14 protein-coding genes and 1 pseudogene are annotated in these 16,590 nt (G+C 74.1%); 6 read left to right on the top strand and 9 right to left on the bottom strand.

The window, feature by feature from the left end:
* The 3 genes and pseudogenes from E1291_RS28695 to E1291_RS28685 all read right to left on the bottom strand — a co-directional run.
* Positions 1–2,533 (bottom strand): annotated as a pseudogene (locus tag E1291_RS28695) (hypothetical protein); the annotation flags it as partial.
* Positions 2,534–2,570: 37 nt separating this feature from the next.
* The gene (locus tag E1291_RS28690; RefSeq protein WP_242614431.1) at positions 2,571–3,854 is read right to left on the bottom strand and encodes a cytochrome P450; all 1,284 of its coding nucleotides are present in this window, start codon (positions 3,852–3,854) and stop codon (positions 2,571–2,573) included.
* Between the two features lie 17 nt (positions 3,855–3,871).
* The gene (locus E1291_RS28685) at positions 3,872–5,242 is read right to left on the bottom strand and encodes a glutamine synthetase family protein (RefSeq protein WP_242614430.1); all 1,371 of its coding nucleotides are present in this window, start codon (positions 5,240–5,242) and stop codon (positions 3,872–3,874) included.
* A 170-nt stretch (positions 5,243–5,412) separates the two neighbouring features.
* Between E1291_RS28685 and E1291_RS28680 the strand changes: the two genes are divergently transcribed.
* The 3 genes from E1291_RS28680 (at position 5,413) to E1291_RS28670 (ending at position 7,941) form a co-directional block, all read left to right on the top strand.
* Positions 5,413–6,201 carry an acetoacetate decarboxylase family protein gene (locus E1291_RS28680; RefSeq protein ID WP_131741200.1) on the top strand — a complete coding sequence of 263 codons (789 nt, stop codon included), beginning with the start codon at positions 5,413–5,415 and terminating at the stop codon, positions 6,199–6,201.
* A 195-nt stretch (positions 6,202–6,396) separates the two neighbouring features.
* Complete coding sequence (locus E1291_RS44745) at positions 6,397–6,969, top strand: MarR family winged helix-turn-helix transcriptional regulator (RefSeq protein WP_131741199.1); 573 nt, start codon at positions 6,397–6,399, stop codon at positions 6,967–6,969.
* Between the two features lie 39 nt (positions 6,970–7,008).
* A complete protein-coding gene (locus E1291_RS28670; RefSeq protein WP_131741198.1) occupies positions 7,009–7,941 on the top strand; it encodes a TIGR03619 family F420-dependent LLM class oxidoreductase in 933 nt (310 codons plus the stop codon).
* 73 nt (positions 7,942–8,014) lie between these two features.
* Here E1291_RS28670 and E1291_RS28665 read toward each other — a convergent pair whose 3' ends face one another.
* The 3 genes from E1291_RS28665 to E1291_RS28655 are packed head-to-tail and all read right to left on the bottom strand — an operon-like array spanning position 8,015 to position 11,199.
* Positions 8,015–8,860 (bottom strand): fumarylacetoacetate hydrolase family protein, encoded by an 846-nt coding sequence (locus E1291_RS28665; RefSeq protein WP_131741197.1) that lies wholly within the window; start codon positions 8,858–8,860, stop codon positions 8,015–8,017.
* A complete protein-coding gene (locus E1291_RS28660; protein WP_131741196.1) occupies positions 8,861–9,763 on the bottom strand; it encodes a 3,4-dihydroxyphenylacetate 2,3-dioxygenase in 903 nt (300 codons plus the stop codon).
* Entirely contained in the window at positions 9,751–11,199 is a 1,449-nt protein-coding gene (locus tag E1291_RS28655; RefSeq protein ID WP_131741195.1) for an aldehyde dehydrogenase, read from the bottom strand. The genes E1291_RS28660 and E1291_RS28655 overlap by 13 nt, the downstream gene beginning before the upstream one ends.
* A 113-nt stretch (positions 11,200–11,312) precedes the next feature.
* On the opposite strand from E1291_RS28655, the gene E1291_RS28650 reads away from it, so the two are divergent.
* From E1291_RS28650 to E1291_RS28640, 3 genes are all read left to right on the top strand, one after another.
* Positions 11,313–12,788 carry an aldehyde dehydrogenase family protein gene (locus E1291_RS28650; RefSeq protein WP_131741194.1) on the top strand — a complete coding sequence of 492 codons (1,476 nt, stop codon included), beginning with the start codon at positions 11,313–11,315 and terminating at the stop codon, positions 12,786–12,788.
* A complete protein-coding gene (locus E1291_RS28645; protein WP_131741193.1) occupies positions 12,785–13,492 on the top strand; it encodes a gamma-glutamyl-gamma-aminobutyrate hydrolase family protein in 708 nt (235 codons plus the stop codon). Before E1291_RS28650 ends, E1291_RS28645 begins: the two co-directional genes overlap by 4 nt.
* Positions 13,493–13,632: 140 nt before the next feature.
* Positions 13,633–13,995 (top strand): hypothetical protein, encoded by a 363-nt coding sequence (locus E1291_RS28640; protein WP_131741192.1) that lies wholly within the window; start codon positions 13,633–13,635, stop codon positions 13,993–13,995.
* 15 nt (positions 13,996–14,010) lie between these two features.
* Here the strand turns inward: E1291_RS28640 and E1291_RS28635 are convergent, their stop codons facing one another.
* The 3 genes from E1291_RS28635 to E1291_RS28625 all read right to left on the bottom strand — a co-directional run bounded on the left by E1291_RS28635 (position 14,011) and on the right by E1291_RS28625 (position 16,460).
* Positions 14,011–14,712, bottom strand: a complete 702-nt coding sequence (locus tag E1291_RS28635) for a type 1 glutamine amidotransferase (protein WP_131741191.1) — start codon at positions 14,710–14,712, stop codon at positions 14,011–14,013.
* Between the two features lie 63 nt (positions 14,713–14,775).
* Positions 14,776–15,132, bottom strand: a complete 357-nt coding sequence (locus tag E1291_RS28630; RefSeq protein ID WP_207400991.1) for a Clp protease/crotonase-like domain-containing protein — start codon at positions 15,130–15,132, stop codon at positions 14,776–14,778.
* Between the two features lie 236 nt (positions 15,133–15,368).
* Positions 15,369–16,460, bottom strand: a complete 1,092-nt coding sequence (locus E1291_RS28625; protein ID WP_131741190.1) for an adenosine deaminase — start codon at positions 16,458–16,460, stop codon at positions 15,369–15,371.
* Positions 16,461–16,590 lie beyond the last annotated feature (130 nt).

The raw sequence follows: 16,590 nt of genomic DNA, 5'->3' as shown, positions 1-16,590 counted from the left end.
CGAGCGCGGCCCGGACCGCCGCGCGCCGGTCGCCGCCGGGGGCGGTATCGGCGGCGGCCTCCAGCAGGGCGCGGGCGGCGGCCTCGTCGACGGCGCGGAGGGCGCGGGAGGAGCCGAGGTCGCGCGGGACGAGGAAGTGCCAGAAGGCGGGCGGGAGGAGCAGCGGCCGGTCCTTGGGATCGGGCTTGTCCCATACCGCCGTGCTGGGGAAGGTGCGCCCCTCCCACAGGAGTGTGCCGTCCGCCGGGTCGTGGCAGGGCATGGGCAGGAACGCGTTGTGGTCGTTCCAGGCGATGACGAGATCGGGGCCCCCGGCGGGCATCCGGATGACGCCCCACGGGGAGCCGCCGTCCTGCTCGTGGCGGAACGTGGCCCTGCGCCCGTCGGCCCCTTCGATCGTCCACCTGGACGGCCCGTCGGAGCGCCCCCGCTCCGGCTCGGTCACCCTGAACCCGGCGAGGCCGTCCGCCGCGCCGAGCGGCGAGCCGGTGACCCCGTCGGGAAGACGGACGAGGCTGAGCAGTTCGAGGTCGTCCCGCTCGCCCTCCGGCGGCGCCGAGGCGAGGAAGCCGGGCAGCTCCACCGCGGCCGAGCGCGCCCCCGTGGCGAGGTCGAACACGGTCCAGTCGTCGAGCGAGTCGGCGTACCGTTGCGCGCTCCAGATCCGGGCGCCGTCGGTCAGCTGGTGCTCGTGGTCGCCGATCCCCTCCCGGCCGCCGGGACGCAGGACGCGTTCGCCGTCGTGCCGCCCGCCCGGCGTCTCGAACTGGTAGCCGAACCCGCCGCGCCGCCGCCCGTGACAGGCCCTGAGGCCGATCGTGCGCTCCGGTTCGAAGACGGTTCCCGGGTCACCGGCCCAGAACGCGTGCCGGACGACGCCGCCCCCGGCCCCGTCCGCCCAGCCGATGAGGAAGTCGCCGCCGGCGTGATGGACGACGCACCGGCCTGCGCCGGCTGGCAGCTCGAACGCGCACTCGCCGCGCCGTCCGGCGTGGTCGACGGCGATGGCGCGGCTCCGCCCGAAGACGGTCAGGACGGGCCAGGTGGAGGTGAGCCCCACCGGGGCCTCACCGAGGTCGGCGAGCGCCGCCTCGAACGCGGGCCAGACCAGCTCGGCGGGGATGCCCGCGGCGAGCGTGCGGGCCAGCGGGACCGCGAGGCCGAGCCCGCCGAGGGCCGGGCCGATGCCCTCCAGCGCAGCGGCCGTGGGCGGGTCGAGCAGCTCGTCCAGGGTCGTCATCGCCCGTTCCGCCGACCCGAGCCCGCCGCCCGCGACCTCACCGATCAGCGCGACGAGCCGCTCGTGCACCGCCTTCTCGACGCCCGGCGACTCCGGGAGCAGGGAGATGGCGGTGCCCCGCCGCCGCGCCGCGTGGACGGTGCCCTCCAGCCGCCCGCCCAGCACCGGGTCCGCCGCGAGGGCGTTCAGGTCGCGGCGGGAGCGCTCGCCCCAGAAGTGCAGCGGCACCCCGGGGCCGGGGTCCCGCACGGGAACGCCCTCCGCCAGGCACGCGTCGACGAGGTCGGCGTCGAAGTGGGAGGCGCCGCGGAAGCGCGACTCGTGCAGGACGACCTCGGTGCCCTCGGCCCGCAGCCGGGGCGTGAGCCTCGGCAGCGCGGCGTACAGCTCGGCCGGCATCGCCTGGCGCATGATGCCGCCGTAGGCGACCCGCGTGTAGGAGTAGTGCCGGGCGAATCCTCCGAGCCAGCCCGCGAGCCCGCCGGACGGCCGCGCCTCGCCGGAGCCCATCGCGTCGATGACCCCGGCCGCGTCCAGCATCCGCAGCCAGGCCGCGCCGTCAGTGGTGCCGGTGGGGAAGATCTCCGCGAGCGCGGTGCCCGCCCCGGCCGGGGGCGGCGCCTTCGCGAACACGCGGGCGGCGCCGTCCAGCAGCCCGTCGGGGACGGCGGTGCCGCGCGCCCCGGCGAGGGCCCGGCCGAGCAGGACGGCGTCCTCCTCAGGCCCGAGACCGGCGGCCTTGGCGGACGCGCGCAGGCGAGTGTGCAGGTCGGCGGGCGGGGCAGCGCCGCCCGCGGCCCACTCCTCGACGAACCGGGCGAACTCCCGGTGGGCCCGCTCCGCCGGGTAGGTGGCGGCCAGCCACGCCTGGTGCGCCTTGACCTGCTTGGCGCCGAGCGCGCCGCGCCGCGCGAACAGCAGCGCGTTCTCGCGGCGGTGGGCGGCCTCGACCGGCAGCCCGTGCCGTTCCTCGGCGTCGCGCGCGTGCCCGTAGGCGGTGGCGGCGTGCCGGGGCGCGAACCAGGCGAGCCGGTGGCCGGCCGTGTCCCAGAACCGGGGCCGGTGCGCCTCGGGGAGGCGGCGCGCCAGCCGCGCCATCTCGTCCACGAACCGGCCGGGCTTGTCGCGGGCGCGGCCGAGGGCGCCGTCCATGTCGGCGAGCGCCGCCGCGGCCGTGGCCTCGGCGCCGGGGTCGCCCGTCTTCACCCAGTCGAGATAGTGCGTCGAGGTCGCCGGGTCGGCGGGGAGCGGAGGGATCGCCGAGGGCCCGGTGTGAGGCGGCGTGGGAGGCATGGGCGGGAGTATCGCATCGTCCCCCGACAGAACCCGCTCAGGCCAGGGACACCGTGACCGGCATCTCCTTGATCCCGTTCACGAAGTTCGACCGGACGCGGCGGACGTCCCCGGCGAGCCGGACGTCCGCCAGCCGGGGCAGCAGCTCCTCGAACATGATCCGCAGCTCCAGCCGGGCGAGGGCGCTGCCGAGGCAGAAGTGCCGCCCGCCCTTGCCGAACGTGAGGTGGTCGTTCGGGGTGCGGGCGACGTCGAACCGGTACGGGTCGGCGAAGACGTCCTCGTCGCGGTTGCCGGACGCGAACCACAGCACGACCTTGTCGCCCTCGCGGATCCGCTTGCCGCCCACCACGACGTCCCGGGTCGCGGTCCGCCGAAAGTGGTAGACGGGCGAGGACCAGCGCAGGAACTCCTCCACGGCGGACGGCATCAGCTCCGGGTCGGCGCGCAGCCGGTCGGCCTGCTCCGGATGCTCGATCAGCGCGCGCATGGTCTGCGAGATGGCGTGCCGGGTCGTCTCGTTGCCCGCCACGACCAGCAGCAGGAAGTAGTTGTCGAAGTCGCGGGGCGACAGCGGCTCGCCGTCGCGCGGGGTCTCGTTGACCAGCCGGCTGACCAGGTCCGTACCGGTGCCGCCGCGCCGCCGCGCCGCCAGCTCGCGGCCGTACTCGAACACCTCCAGCGACGCGGGGCTGCGGAACGGCAGGTCGCGGTAGCGCTCGCTCTCCGCGCTGTGCAGCAGGACGTCGGCGTAGTCCGGGTCGGTGTTGGCGATGATCCGGTTGCCCCAGTCGATGAGCCGCCCGGTGTCGCCCTCCGGGACGTCCAGCATCCGGGCCAGCACGTTGATCGGGAAGTCCGCGGCGACCTCGCTCACGAAGTCGAAGGTGCCCTTGGCGAGCGCGGCGTCCAGCGTCCGGCCGGTCAGCCCGCGCAGGAACGTCGCGTACCCGGCGACGGCGCGGGGCGCGAAGTCGCGCTGCAGGACGCGGCGCAGCGCCAGGTGCCGGGGCCCGTCGGTCTCCAGCATCGACCGCCTGATCTCGGCCTGCCGCTCGTCCACCTCCTCCAGGTTCACGAACTTCTCGGAGGTGAACGTCTCGTGGTCGCGGTCGGCGGCCACGATGTCGGCGTGCCGGGTCAGCGACCAGAACCCGCCGCCGCCGTCCGTCTCGGGGTTCCAGTGGACGGGCTCGGTGCGGCGCAGCGCGTCGAACATCCGCCAGGGCGTCTCCCCGTCCAGGAACAGCCCGGGGTCGGAGAGGTCCACCGCGAGGGCGTCGTCAAGCACGGCGTCGTCGGACACGGGGTTGTCAGGCACGGGGCTCCCTTGCGGCCTTACAGGTGGTACGCGTACTCGCGGAACTCCCAGTCGGTGACGTGCCGCTGGAAACGGGCGACCTCGTCGCGCTTGTAGGTCAGGTAGGCGGTCACGAACCGCTCCCCCAGCACCTCGGTGAGGGCCTCGTCGGCGGCGAGCGCGTCGAGCGCGGACGGCAGGTCGCCGGGCAGCCGGGGCGCCCTGGAGGCGTCGTAGCCGTAGCCCTCCAGCGGCGGCGGGACGGCCGCCTTGTCGCGGACGCCGAGGTACACGGCGGCGAGCAGGCCGGCGATGCCGAGGTAGGGGTTGGCGGAGGCGTCGCCGAGCCGGACCTCCAGGCGGGCGGCGGCGCCGCGCTCCGGCGGGATCCGGATCATGGCGCTGCGGTTGTCGAGCCCCCAGTCGATCAGCCACGGCGCGAGGCTGTCGGGCCCGAACCGCTTGTAGGAGTTCACGGTGGGGTTGAGGAGCGCGGCGAGCGCGGGCGCGTGCTCCAGCACCCCGGCGACGGCCTGGTGCGCGGTCTCCGACAGCCCGTCCTCGGCGCCGGGGTCGTCGAAGACGTTGGCGCCGTCGGCGTCCAGGCAGGACAGGTGGACGTGGAAGCCCGACCCGCCCTCGGCGTTGAACGGCTTGGCCATGAAGGTGGCCAGCCGCCCGTCGCCCCGGGCGATCTCCTGGACGGCGGACTTGAAGCGGAACGCGCGGTCGGCGGCGTCCAGGGCGGCCGAGTGGTCCAGGTTGATCTCGAACTGGCCGGCGCCGAACTCGTGGTTGCCCATCGTGACGCCGAGGCCGAGGTCGCGCAGGTGGCGGAGGGTCCGCAGGAGGTGCCCCTCCGCGTCGCCCTTGCGCCCGGCGGTGTAGACGTTGCCGGGCGCGTCGCCGTAGGGGCGCCAGCCGGTGGGCGACCCGGGGTCGGGCTCGCACAGGTAGTACTCCAGCTCGGGCCCGGCGACCGGGGCGACGCCGAGGTCGGCGAGCCGTGCGGCGGCGCGGCGCAGCACCTCGCGCGGGGCCTCCGGGCAGGGCTCGCCGCCGTCCGGCTCGAACGCGTCGCCGAGGCAGGTCGCGACGCCCGGCTCCCACGGCACCTCGGTCAGCGTCGACAGGTCCGGGCGGATCTTGATGTCGGGCAGCCCGGCGTCCAGCCCGCCCGCGACCTCGACCGTGTCGCCCTGGGGGCTGGTGTGGTAGACCGCGCGGCAGAAGGCGAGGCCGTGCTCGGCCACGTCCGGCAGCCGTTCGACGAGCACGTCGCGCGCGCGCTCGACGCCGATCAGGTCGGTGAACGTCACCCGGACGACGTCGATGCCGTCGGCCGACAGCCGCGCCGCGATGTCGCGGGCCGCGGATCCCTGGCCTGCCGTGGCTTCCTCTCGGCTCACGCGGGTCTCTCCTCGGGACGGATTCATTTGGGCTCAAACCATATGGCGGCACGGCCGACGCTGACAAGACTTCCCGCGCCGGACCCCAGATCACCGGGCCGGGTGTGACAAACCGCGACCCGGGCACATATCGTACGGACCCAAACGATATCCTTCCCGAAGGAGCCGCAGTGGCGACCGTGCGAGGTTTCCTGCACCCGAAGACCGCGACGGGCCGCTCGTCGCTGATCCCGACCCCGCCCTGGCACTACTCGGGCGACCTGCTGACCGTCGAGTACCGCACCGACCCGGCGCGGGTGGCCGAGCTGCTGCCCGAGCCCCTCTCGCCCGCCGCCGACGACCCGGGCGCCGTCGCGATCATCTGGGCGGACTGGCAGTCGTGCGGCGAGTCCGGCGAGGAGCTGCTGGACCCCGTCCGGGCCCAGTACAAGGAGTGCTTCGTCGTCGTCCGCTGCTCCTTCGAGGGCCGGACGTACTCCCGCTGCGTCTACATCTGGGTCGACAAGGACTTCGCCATCGCGCGCGGCCTCCACCAGGGATACCCGAAGAAGCTCGGCTCGATCCACCAGACCCGCCCCCACCCGTACGGGCTGGGCGCGCCCCGCGTCGCCGAGGGCGGCCGGTTCGGCGCGAGCGTCGCCGCCGCGGACCGCCGGCTGGCCGAGGCCGTCGTGACGCTGCGCGAGCCGTCGGAGACCAACGGCTTCGTCAACGGCCACCCGATGGCGCACCACCGCTTCCTGCCGTCCATCGAGCGGGGCATGCCGCCTTCGCTGGACGAGCTGGTCGAGTCCGGCGCCTCCTCCTTCGAGGCGGGCCCGGCCTGGAAGGGCGACTTCGAGCTGCGCCTGTTCGACTCCCCCACCGAGGAGCTGTCCCGGCTGGAGATCGTCGAGCCGATCGGCGCCTACTTCCGCCAGGTGGGCGTCGTCTGGAACGGCGGCCGCCGGCTGGCCTGACCGGGGCGCGGTGCGGGCCGGGAGGGCGCGCTCCCGGCCCGCGGGCCGGCACGGGACGTCCGGGCCATGACTCGTTTGGACCCGCACGAATACCGGACCCGGAGATCGTACGGACCCGAACGAGGATCGGCAAGGGTAGATTCAGCAGTCGGCCCGGGAGACGACGGAGGCTCCGGGCTCCACGAAAGGACGTACGTGACCGGCCATCACACACTGCAAGAGACCGAGCAGGCGATCCAGAGGCGGCTCGGCGACGTGCCCCTGCGCCATGACGCGATGATGGCGGTCTCCAACATCTACCGCGCCGCGGCGGCGATCCGGCAGCACTTCGAGAGCTCGGTCCTGCGCGGCGCCGACCTCACCTGGACCTCGTTCGTCGTGCTCTGGGTGGTGTGGATCTGGGCCGAGATGGAGACCCGCCACGTCGCCGAGGAGGCGGGCATCTCCAAGGGGACGCTGACCGGGGTCGTGAAGACGCTGGAGGGGCGCGGGCTGATCGAGCGCGGCTCGCACGCCACCGACGGCCGGCTCGTCCTGCTCCGGCTGACCGCCAAGGGCGAGGACCTGATGCGCGGGCTGTTCCCGGCGTTCAACGCCGAGGAGGCGTTCGTGGTGGAGCGGCTGAGCGGCGACGACAACCGGGAGCTGGCGCAGACGCTCCGGTCGGTCGTGGAGCACCTGGAGGAGGAGGGCGACGCGCGGCGGGCGGCGCTGCGGGAGCAGTCCCCGCCGCCGCCCCGGCGCTCGGGACGGCGGCCCCGCGGCTGACCCTTGCCGGGTTGTCGTTTGGGTCCATACGATAACGGGATGACACCCCGATTCGTGCTCGTGCTCAGCGAGAACTGGACCCTGACCACCGGCCGCGACCTGCCGACGCTCGTCCGCTGGGCGCGCGAGGCCGAGGACGCCGGCTTCGACGCCGTGATGGTCAGCGAGCACCTCGTCCTCGGTCCCGACGCGGGCGCGGACGGCGTGATGGGCAACCCGCGCGAGTACGCGCTGCCCGGCAACCAGGACCCGTTCACCCCCTGGCCCGGCTCGCTGATGCTGCTCGGCGCGATCGCCTCGGTCACCACCCGGATCCGGCTCGCCGCCGCCGCCGTGCTGGCGCCGCTGCGCCACCCGCTCGCACTGGCCCGCGACATCGGCACGCTCGACCTGCTGTCGGAGGGCCGCCTCGTCGTCCAGCCGACGGTCAGCTGGAGCCGGGACGAGTACGCCGCGCTCGGCGTGCCGTTCGGCAAGCGGGGCGCCATCCTGGACGAGCAGCTGGAGATCTGGGACCTGCTCTGGCGCGGTTCCCCCGTCTCCTACCAGGGCCGGCACTTCTCCTTCGAGGACGTCTACTTCGAGCCCCGCGCGTACCGCCCGGACGGGCCGCGCATGTGGTTCGGCGGCCAGCACATGCACGAGCCGCTCCTGAACCGCCTGGTGCGCTACGGGCACGGTTTCCATCCCCTCGGCCGCCCCGCCCCCGAGGAGCTGACCCGGCTGCACGAGGCGATGGCGGCGGCCGGGCGCGACGCCGCCGCGCTGGAGATGATCGGCGGCTGCCGCCCGGTGTTCCCCGACGACCACTCGGTCTCGCCGCTCGCCCCGGCGCTGGAGAGCATCCCCGCCCAGCTCGACCAGGGCTTCACGACGTTCTGCATCAAGCCGTCGCAGTTCACCGACGACCCGGACGGCGTCGGGGCGTTCTGCCGGGAGGTCGTCGAGCGCACGGACGCGCTGCTCTCCTGAGCCGGCGCGCAAAGACGTCCAGGGCGCCCCTCCGGGCCGGGAGGGGCGCCCTGGACCTTCACCGGCGGCGCGCTCAGCGGCGCGGGGCGCGGATGCCGCGGAACTCCCAGTCGCCGCCGAACGTCGTGGAGATCACTTCCTCGGACTCCGTCGGCTGGGCGCCGCAGTCGTCGCGGACCGGGACCGGCCCGGCGACGATGTGGTTGCGCAGCCGCCCGAGGCCCTCCGCCTCGACCTCCACCACGTCGCCCGGCTGGACGGGACGCGAGTTGGCCGGGGTGCCCGACAGCAGCACGTCCCCCGGGTACAGGGTGATGGTGCGGGCGATGTCGGCGACGAGGTAGTGCATGTCCCACTCCATCTCGTCGGTGCTCCCGTCCTGCACCAGCTCCCCGTTGACGTAGGTGCGCAGGTACTTGCCGCGGAAGTCCCAGCCGGTGACGAGACCGGGGCCGAGCGGGCAGAGCGTGTCCGAGCCCTTCACGCGCAGCATGGAGCCGGCATCGGTGTCGCGGAAGTCGTGCAGGCCGTAGTCGTTGGCGACCGTGTAGCCGGCGATGTACTCCCCGGCCTCCTTGGGCGAGACGTTGCGCGCCGTCCGGCCGATGACGATCGCGATCTCGCCCTCGTAGTTGAGGTACTTGCACCGCTCGGGCCGCACGACCGCCCCGCCGTGCGCGTTCAGCGCCGAGATCGGCTTGTGGAAGTACGTGGGCGCGGGCGGCAGCGAGGTCTGGAACTCCTCGACCCGGCTGCGGTGGTTCAGGTGGACCGCGACCACCTTGGACGGCTCGCACGGCGGCAGGTGGACGGCCTCGTCCGCGCGGACGCTACGGCCGTCCGCGCTGAGGAGGACGTCACCGTCGCGCACGACCTGGGTGGCGGCGCCGTCGAGCAGGATGCGGCGGTACTCGGGCATTCAGGCAGTCCATCCGTTCTCGGGGCGGTCGAACCAGAGGTGCACCTGGCCGGTTCCGACGGAGTTCTCGTACTCGCTGTAGAGGCGGCCGGGCGCGGTGCACGCCCGCTCCCCCAGCGCGCCGATCATCATGAGGTAGTGGCCGAAGCGGGCCTCGGGCTTGAAGCGGAGGAACTCCGGCATGGTGTCCAGGACGCGGGCGTGGTCGCCCGCGCGGAGCCAGGCGATGCGCTCCTCGTCGGCGGCCCGCGCCTCGGGGGTGAAGATGTGCTCGGGCCCGGCCGCCTCGTGGTCACGGATCACGCGCAGCGGCCAGAACGTGTGCGACAGCGCCCCGGAGGCGATGAGCAGGACGCGCCGGTCGGTGGCGGCGATCGCGTCCCCGAGGGCCCGGCCGAGGCGCAGGAAGTCCTCGGTGTCGGCCGTCTGGCACACGCCGATCGAGATCCACGCCTTGCCCGGGTCCCCGAGGTAGGGGTTGTCGCGCACGCCGAGGTGCGTCCACAGGTTGACGGTCGCGTAGTAGATCGGCAGGTACGGGTCGTCGATCGGGGTGATGTAGGTCCCGTGCTTGCCGGCGAAGGTCGCGATCGCGCGGGCCAGCTCCGGGTCGCCGGGGATGTCGTAGGGCATCCGGGACATGCCGCGCGGCAGTTCCTCGGACGTGTACAGCCCGGCGCGCCGGTCGTGCGCGGTGGTGACGAACTCGACGGTGGTGGCCCAGTGCGAGTCCAGGAGGACGACGGTGTCGTAGTCGTCCCGGTCGAAGACCTCCGCGCGGAGCCGCTTCAGGCCGGGGACGAGCGTGGTGTCCTCGCCGTGGTTCAGCTCGCGCCGCGTCACCTCGGGCAGCACGATCGTTGGGACGTGGGCGAGCAGCCCAGCGCCGACTACCTCACCCATGGCGCCGTCACCGTGTTCTTCAGGTCGCAGTAGAAGTCGAAGCTCCAGTCGCCGCCTTCGCGGCCCACTCCGGACTGCCGGGATCCCCCGAACGGGGCCTGGAGGTCGCGGACGAAGAAGCAGTTGACCCAGACGGTCCCGGCCACGAGCTGGTCGGTGACGCGCCGCGCGCGCTCCGGGTCGCCCGTGGCGAGCGTGGCGGCGAGGCCGAAGCGGGTGCCGTTGGCCATCGCGATGGCCTGCTCTTCGGTGTCGAAGGTCTGGAGCGTCAGGACGGGCCCGAAGACCTCCTCGGTGAGGATCTCCGCGCCGTCCCGCGCGCCGGTGAACAGCGTGGGACGGTAGTAGAGGCCGCCCAGCTCCTCGTTGGGGCCGCCGCCGATCACGGCCGTGGCCCCGGCGTCCTTGGCCCGCCGGACGAAGCCGTCCACGCGCTCCAGGTGGCGCCGGTGGATCTGCGGGCCGATGTCGGTGGTCTCCTCGCGCGGGTCGCCCTGCCGGAGCCGGCCCGCCCTGGTGATGAACCGCTCGGCGAACTCGTCGGCGATCGACGACTCGACCAGCAGCCGGGTGGCGGCCAGGCAGACCTGCCCGGCGTTGTCGTACTGCTCGACCGCCAGGTCGACCGCGAGGTCGAGGTCGGCGTCGGCGAACACGACCAGCGGGGACTTGCCGCCCAGCTCCAGCGACAGCGGGGTGAGGTTCGCGGCCGCGGCGGCGGCGATCGTGCGGGCCGTCGGCACCGAGCCGGTGAAGCTGATCCGCTTCACGTCCGGGTGCGCGGTGAGCGGGCCGCCCACCTCGGCGCCGTAGCCCTGGACGACGTTGAACACCCCGGCGGGCAGCCCCGCCTCGGCGGCGATGTCGGCCAGCAGGGAGGCGGTCAGCGGCGTCCACTCGGCGGGCTTGAGCACGACCGTGTTCCCGGCCGCCAGCGCGGGCGCGATCTTCCAGGTGGCCAGCATCAGCGGGGCGTTCCACGGCGTGATGAGCGCGCAGACGCCCGCCGGGTCCCAGCTCACGTGGTTGGTGTGGCCCCGGGTCTCGAAGTCCGGGTGGCCGAGGCCGAGCAGCCGGTCGGCGAAGAACCGGAAGTTGTGCGCCACCCGCGGCATGACGCCGCGCCGGTGGGAGCGGATCAGCGCGCCGTTGTCGGCCGTCTCGACCTGCGCCAGCTCCTCGGTCCGCTTCTCGACGCCGTCGGCGATCGCGTGCAGCAGGCGCGCGCGCTCTTCCCGGCCGGTCCGCGCCCATGAGGGGAAGGCCCGGTGGGCGGCGGCCACCGCCGCCTCCGCCTCCTGCGCCCCGCCGCGCGCGATCTCGGCGATCGGCCGCTCGTCGATCGGGGAGACGTCGGTGAACGTCGCGGCGGAGCCGGTGCGCTCACCGCCGATCCAGTGCCCGGGGTCGACGGCGACGCCCGCGACTGTTGCCATCGCTGCACCTCCAGCTTGTTTGGTCCCAAATAATCTAGGAAGCGGGATGGCGGCGGTCAACCCGTCCCCGCTAATGTTTGGGTTCAAACGAACTCTAGCGCGAGGAGCGGCCCGTGACCGACGTCCCGTACGACGAATGGCGCGCCCGTGCCGCCGGGCTCACCCCGCACACCGGCCTCCACATCGGCGGCGCCTTCACGGACGCGGCCGCCGCCACCCCCGTGATCTCCCCCCGGGACGGCCTCGCGATCGCCCACGTCGCCTCCGCCGGGCCGGCGGAGGTGGACGCCGCCGTCGCCGCCGCGCGCCGCGCCTTCGACACCGGCCCCTGGCCCCGCCTCTCCCCCGCCGAGCGCAAGGCCGCCCTGCTGCGCTGGGCCGACCTCGCCGAACGCGACCGCGACACCCTCGCGCTGCTGATCAGCCTGGAGATGGGCAAGCCGATCACCGAGGCGCACGGCATCGAGCTGCGCGCCCTCCTCGGCTGCCTGCGCTGGTACGCCGAGGTCGCCGACAAGCAGCTCGACGAGGCGCCCCGCACGGGCGGCTCCTCGCTCGCCCTGGTCACCCGCGAGCCCGCCGGGGTCGTCGCCGCGGTCGTCCCGTGGAACTTCCCCCTCACCATGGCCGCGTGGAAGGTCGCGCCCGCGCTCGCCGCCGGCTGCACGGTCGTGCTGAAGCCCGCCGAGGAGTCGCCGCTGTCGGCGCTGCACCTGGCCGCGCTGGCCGCCGAGGCCGGGCTTCCGCCCGGGGTGTTCAACGTGGTGAACGGGCCCGGCGAGATCGCCGGGCGGGCCCTCGGCGAGCACCCGGGGGTGGACGTCCTGGCGTTCACCGGGTCCACCGAGGTCGGCCGGCACTTCCTGCGCTACGCGGCGGGCTCCAACCTCAAGCGCGTGTGGCTGGAGCTCGGCGGCAAGTCGCCCAACATCATCCTCCCGGACGCCCCGGACCTGAACGCCGCCGCCGACACCGCCGCGTGGGGCATCTTCTTCAACCAGGGCGAGATGTGCACGGCGCCGTCGCGGCTGCTCGTCCACCGGTCCGTCGCCGAGCGCGTCGTCGAGCGGATCACGGCCCGCGCCGCGTCGCTGCGCGTCGGCGACCCGCTCGACCCGGCCACCGAGATGGGCCCGCTGGTCTCGGCCGGGCACCACGCCCGCGTCCTGTCGCACGTCGCGACCGCCAAGGCCGACGGCGCGCGGCTGCGCGCGGGCGGCGAGGCCCGCGAGGGCCGCTACCTCGCCCCGACCGTGTTCGACCGGGTGACGCCCTCGATGGCGGTGGCCCGCGAGGAGATCTTCGGCCCCGTCCTGGCCGTCCTGGAGTTCGACGAGGTGGACGAGGCCGTCGCGCTCGCCAACGACACCGACTACGGCCTGGCCGCCGCCGTCTGGACGTCGGACCTGTCCACCGCCCACCGCGTGTCCCGCGCCCTGCGCGCCGGGACGGTCTGGGTCAACTGCTACGAGGAGGGCGACATGAGCGTCCCGTTCGGCGGCGTCAAGCTGTCGGGCCACGGCCGCGACAAGTCCCTGCACGCCCTCGACAAGTACACCGACCTGAAGACGACCTGGATCGAGCTGTGACCCGCCCCCTCATCGCGCTGCCCGCCCGTTTCTCCGCCAGCGCCTCCGCCCTGCGTTACGCCTCCGAGGTCGCCGCCCGCGCCCTGGTCGAGGCGGTCTACCGGGCCGGCGGCGAGCCGTTCGTCATGCATCCCGCCGCGCCGTTCGACCCGTCCCGCCTGGAGCGCTGCGACGGCGTCCTGCTGCCGGGCGGCGGCGACCTGCACCCCCGGCACTACGGGGCGGCCACCGAGCACGAGGCCCTGTACGACGTGGACGAGACGCAGGACGAGTTCGACCTCGCCCTCGCCGCGCACGCCCTGGCGGCCGGCCTGCCCACGCTCGCCGTCTGCCGGGGCTTCCAGGTCGTGAACACGGTGCTCGGCGGCACGCTGCACCAGCACATGGAGCCCGACCACCGGCACCGCGTCCACCCCGTGGCCGTCACGCCGGGCACCATGCTCGCCAAGACGCTGGACACCGTCGAGACCCTCGTCTCCTGCTACCACCACCAGTCCATCGCGACGCTGGCCGCCGGGCTCACCCCCACCGCCCACGCCGCCGACGGCACGGTCGAGGCCGCCGAGCTGTCGGACGGGCCGTCCGGCGGGCGGGGCTGGTTCCTCGCCGTCCAGTGGCACCCGGAGGACACCGCCGCCACCGACCGGGCGCAGCAGGCCCTGTTCGGGGCCCTGGTCCAGGCCGCCGGCGAGCCGGGCCGCTGACCGGCCGGCGGCCCGTCCGACCAGGGTGGGGACGGCTACGAGCGGCTGTACGGGATTGCCACGATACTCAGCGTGACGAACACCTGACACACTGCCATAGAGAAAGGTCGGGATCGCCCAAGAACAGGACAACGAGCGACATGGCGGACACGACGGCAGGATGCCAGACCTACAAGATGACCACGTGGGCGCTCGCCGCCGTCCTGGCCGGGCTGGGGCTCGCGGCGCTGGGCGCGCAGATCCCCCGGGGCCGGCGCCATCGCGGCACCCGGCGCCGGACGGCCCGCCCGGCCGCCGCCATGCCGGGGACGGCGCGCCCGGGGGCCGCGCCGTCCGCGTCGACTGGGGCAGAGTCGGCACGGGCAGAGTCGGCACGGGCCGTCACCGCGCCCTCCTTCGACGCTACGCCCTTCAAGGCGCCGGACAGGACGGCGCGTCGCGGGCCGGGGCACCTCAGGTCGCAGGACGTGCTGGTGCGCTACGGCCTGGCCTGCGAGACCTGAGCGGGCGCCCGCCTGCTACTGGGCGGCCACTCGATCGAGGAAGGCGTCCACCAGGGCGTGGGTGCGGCGGGCCGAGGCGTCCTCGGTCCGCCGCACCTCTGCCAGGACCGCGTCCGGGTCGACGCCCGCGGCGCGCATGTGCGCCGCGCCGCCGTGCGTGAGCCACGCCTCCAGCTCGGCCGGAGTGATCTCCGGGTGGAACTGCACGCCCATGCTCCGGCCGAGGACGAACGCCTGGGAGCAGACGTCGTCGCGGGCGACCTCGACGGCCCCGGGCGGCAGCACCCAGCGGTCGTAGTGGAACTGGAACCACGGGCCGGGGCCGACCAGGTCCGGATCGCCGGTCTCGACGTCCACCCAGCCCAGCTCCGGGCGCGGGGCCCGCTCGACCCGCCCGCCCAGGGCCGCCGCGAGGGCCTGCCCGCCGAAGCAGATGCCGAGGATCGGCACGCCCGCCGCGTGCGCCTTGCCGAGCATGGCGAGCTCCGGCTCCACCCACGACGCGACACCCGGATCGTCCACCGACCAGGGCGCGCCCATCGGGACGACCAGGTCGAAGCCCAGCGGGTCGGGGAAGTCGCACGCGACGTCCGGGGTCAGATGCCGGTCGGCGGGCACCACGAGCAGCTCGCTCAGGTCCCAGCCGCGCCCGGTCAGCCGCTCCCCCACCGGCCCGGCGGACGTGAGGTGGTCGTGCTGGATGAGCAGGGCGCGCACGGGTTCCTCCTGGGGGGCGCGAGGGGCCGACCCCGAGATCGTACGTACCCAAATGAAATCAGGTCAACGTGCGGGACGCGGCAGTGCCCGGTAGCGGTCCGTCCGCGCCGCCGGATCCCCCGGGACCAGCCCGGACAGCTCCGCTTCCAGCGCCGCCGCGACGCGCCGGCAGAACGCCTCCGGCTCGTCCGCGGCGTCCGGGCGCTCCTCCACCAGGACGTCGGCCAGGCCGTTCTGGAGCAGGTCCGCCGACCCGGTCCCCTGGGCGGCGGCCAGCTCGGGCGCCCGGTCCGGCGTCCGGTGCACGATCACCGAGGCGCCCTCCGGCGGCAGCGGCGCGAGCCAGGCGTGCGCGGCCACCAGCACGCGGTCGGCGGGCAGCAGGGCCAGCGCGGCGCCGCCACGGCGCCCGCGCGACACGCAGCGGGTTGCGGACCGTCACCCCGGCGTCGTCCCCGATGATCGCCGGCCGGAGCCCGATGACGTAGGCGATCCCGCAGCCGAGCAGCAGCAGCACCGCGATCGAGCCCGTGGTCACGGAGTAGTGGGCGTCGCCGGTGATGCCGAACGCCAGGTCGGCGAGGTTCAGCGCGGCGAACGCGAACCACGCGTAGGCGGCGACGCGCCCGCCGGTGGAACGAATCGTCATGCCCCGATCATGCCAGGGGACGGGCGCCGCTCCACTTGAGCTGCGCGAACCCGGGCTTGATCACTCCGTTGATCAGCTCCAGCCGGTCGGTGAACGGCGCGAACGCCGACTTCATCGCGTTGACGGTGAACCACTGGAGGTCGTCCCAGCCGTACCCGAAGGCGTCCACGAGCCGCGCGAACTCCTCCGACAGCGTCGTCCCGCTCATCAGCCGGTTGTCGGTGTTCACCGTGACCCGGAAGCTCAGCCGCCGCAGCAGCCCGATCGGGTGCTCGGCGATCGACTTCGCCGCGCCCGTCTGGATGTTGGACGTCGGGCACATCTCCAGCGGGATGCGCTTGTCGCGGACGTAGTCGGCGAGCCGCCCGAGCCTCGGCGTGCCGCCGGTCACGTCGATGTCGTCGATGATCCGCACGCCGTGCCCGAGCCGGTCGGCGCCGCACCACTGGATCGCCTGCCAGATCGACGGCAGCCCGAACCCCTCCCCCGCGTGGATGGTGAAGTGCGCGTTCTCCCGCTGGAGGTACTCGAAGGCGTCCAGGTGCCGGGTGGGCGGGTATCCGGCCTCCGCGCCCGCGATGTCGAAGCCCACGACGCCCGCGTCCCGGTACCGGACGGCCAGTTCCGCGATCTCCATGCTGCGCGCCTGGTGCCGCATCGCCGTCACCAGCGTCCCGACCCGGATCCCGTGCTCGCGCCCGCCGCGCGCGAACCCCTCCAGCACGGCCTCGACGACCTGTTCCAGCGTCAGGCCCGTCCGCGTGTGCAGCTCGGGCGCGTACCGCACCTCCGCGTACACGACGCCGTCCTTGGCGAGGTCCTCGGCGCACTCGTAGGCCACCCGCGTGAGCGCCTCGGTGGACTGCATCACGCCGACGGTGTGCGAGAACGTCTCCAGGTACCGCTCCAGCGACCCGGAGTTGGACGCCTCGGCGAACCACGTCCGCAGGCTCTCCACGTCCGTGGTCGGCAGGTCCTCGTACCCGGTCTCGCGGGCGAGGTCGACGACGGTCGCGGGCCGTACCCCGCCGTCGAGATGGTCGTGCAGCAGCACCTTGGGCGCGCGCCGGATGGCGTCGAGGGTCGGCCGATCGCTCATCTGTAGAAACTACCGCCCGGGCGTGGCGCGCGGCCGCGTCCATGGGAGTGGTGTAAGAAAAGGCCACCCCGTGATCCGTTGTGCTAGTTAAGCAGCGATCGCGTTAATTGTCACTTCGGTATCATTGGTG

This window comes from Actinomadura roseirufa, assembly GCF_900659635.1.
Lineage (GTDB): Bacteria > Actinomycetota > Actinomycetes > Streptosporangiales > Streptosporangiaceae > Spirillospora > Spirillospora roseirufa.
Note: the sequence above shows the minus strand (reverse complement) of the source record. Positions and strands in the feature narration are given on the sequence as shown.

What these genes read in the sequence shown, in the direction of transcription:
- E1291_RS28670 (WP_131741198.1), top strand. Translation starts at nt 7,009, where the DNA reads ATGACACCCCGATTCGTGCTCGTGCTCAGCGAGAACTGGACCCTGACC.
- E1291_RS28665 (WP_131741197.1), bottom strand. Translation starts at nt 8,860, where the DNA reads ATGCCCGAGTACCGCCGCATCCTGCTCGACGGCGCCGCCACCCAGGTC.
- E1291_RS28660 (WP_131741196.1), bottom strand. Translation starts at nt 9,763, where the DNA reads ATGGGTGAGGTAGTCGGCGCTGGGCTGCTCGCCCACGTCCCAACGATC.
- E1291_RS28655 (WP_131741195.1), bottom strand. Translation starts at nt 11,199, where the DNA reads ATGGCAACAGTCGCGGGCGTCGCCGTCGACCCCGGGCACTGGATCGGC.
- E1291_RS28640 (WP_131741192.1), top strand. Translation starts at nt 13,633, where the DNA reads ATGGCGGACACGACGGCAGGATGCCAGACCTACAAGATGACCACGTGG.
- E1291_RS28625 (WP_131741190.1), bottom strand. Translation starts at nt 16,460, where the DNA reads ATGAGCGATCGGCCGACCCTCGACGCCATCCGGCGCGCGCCCAAGGTG.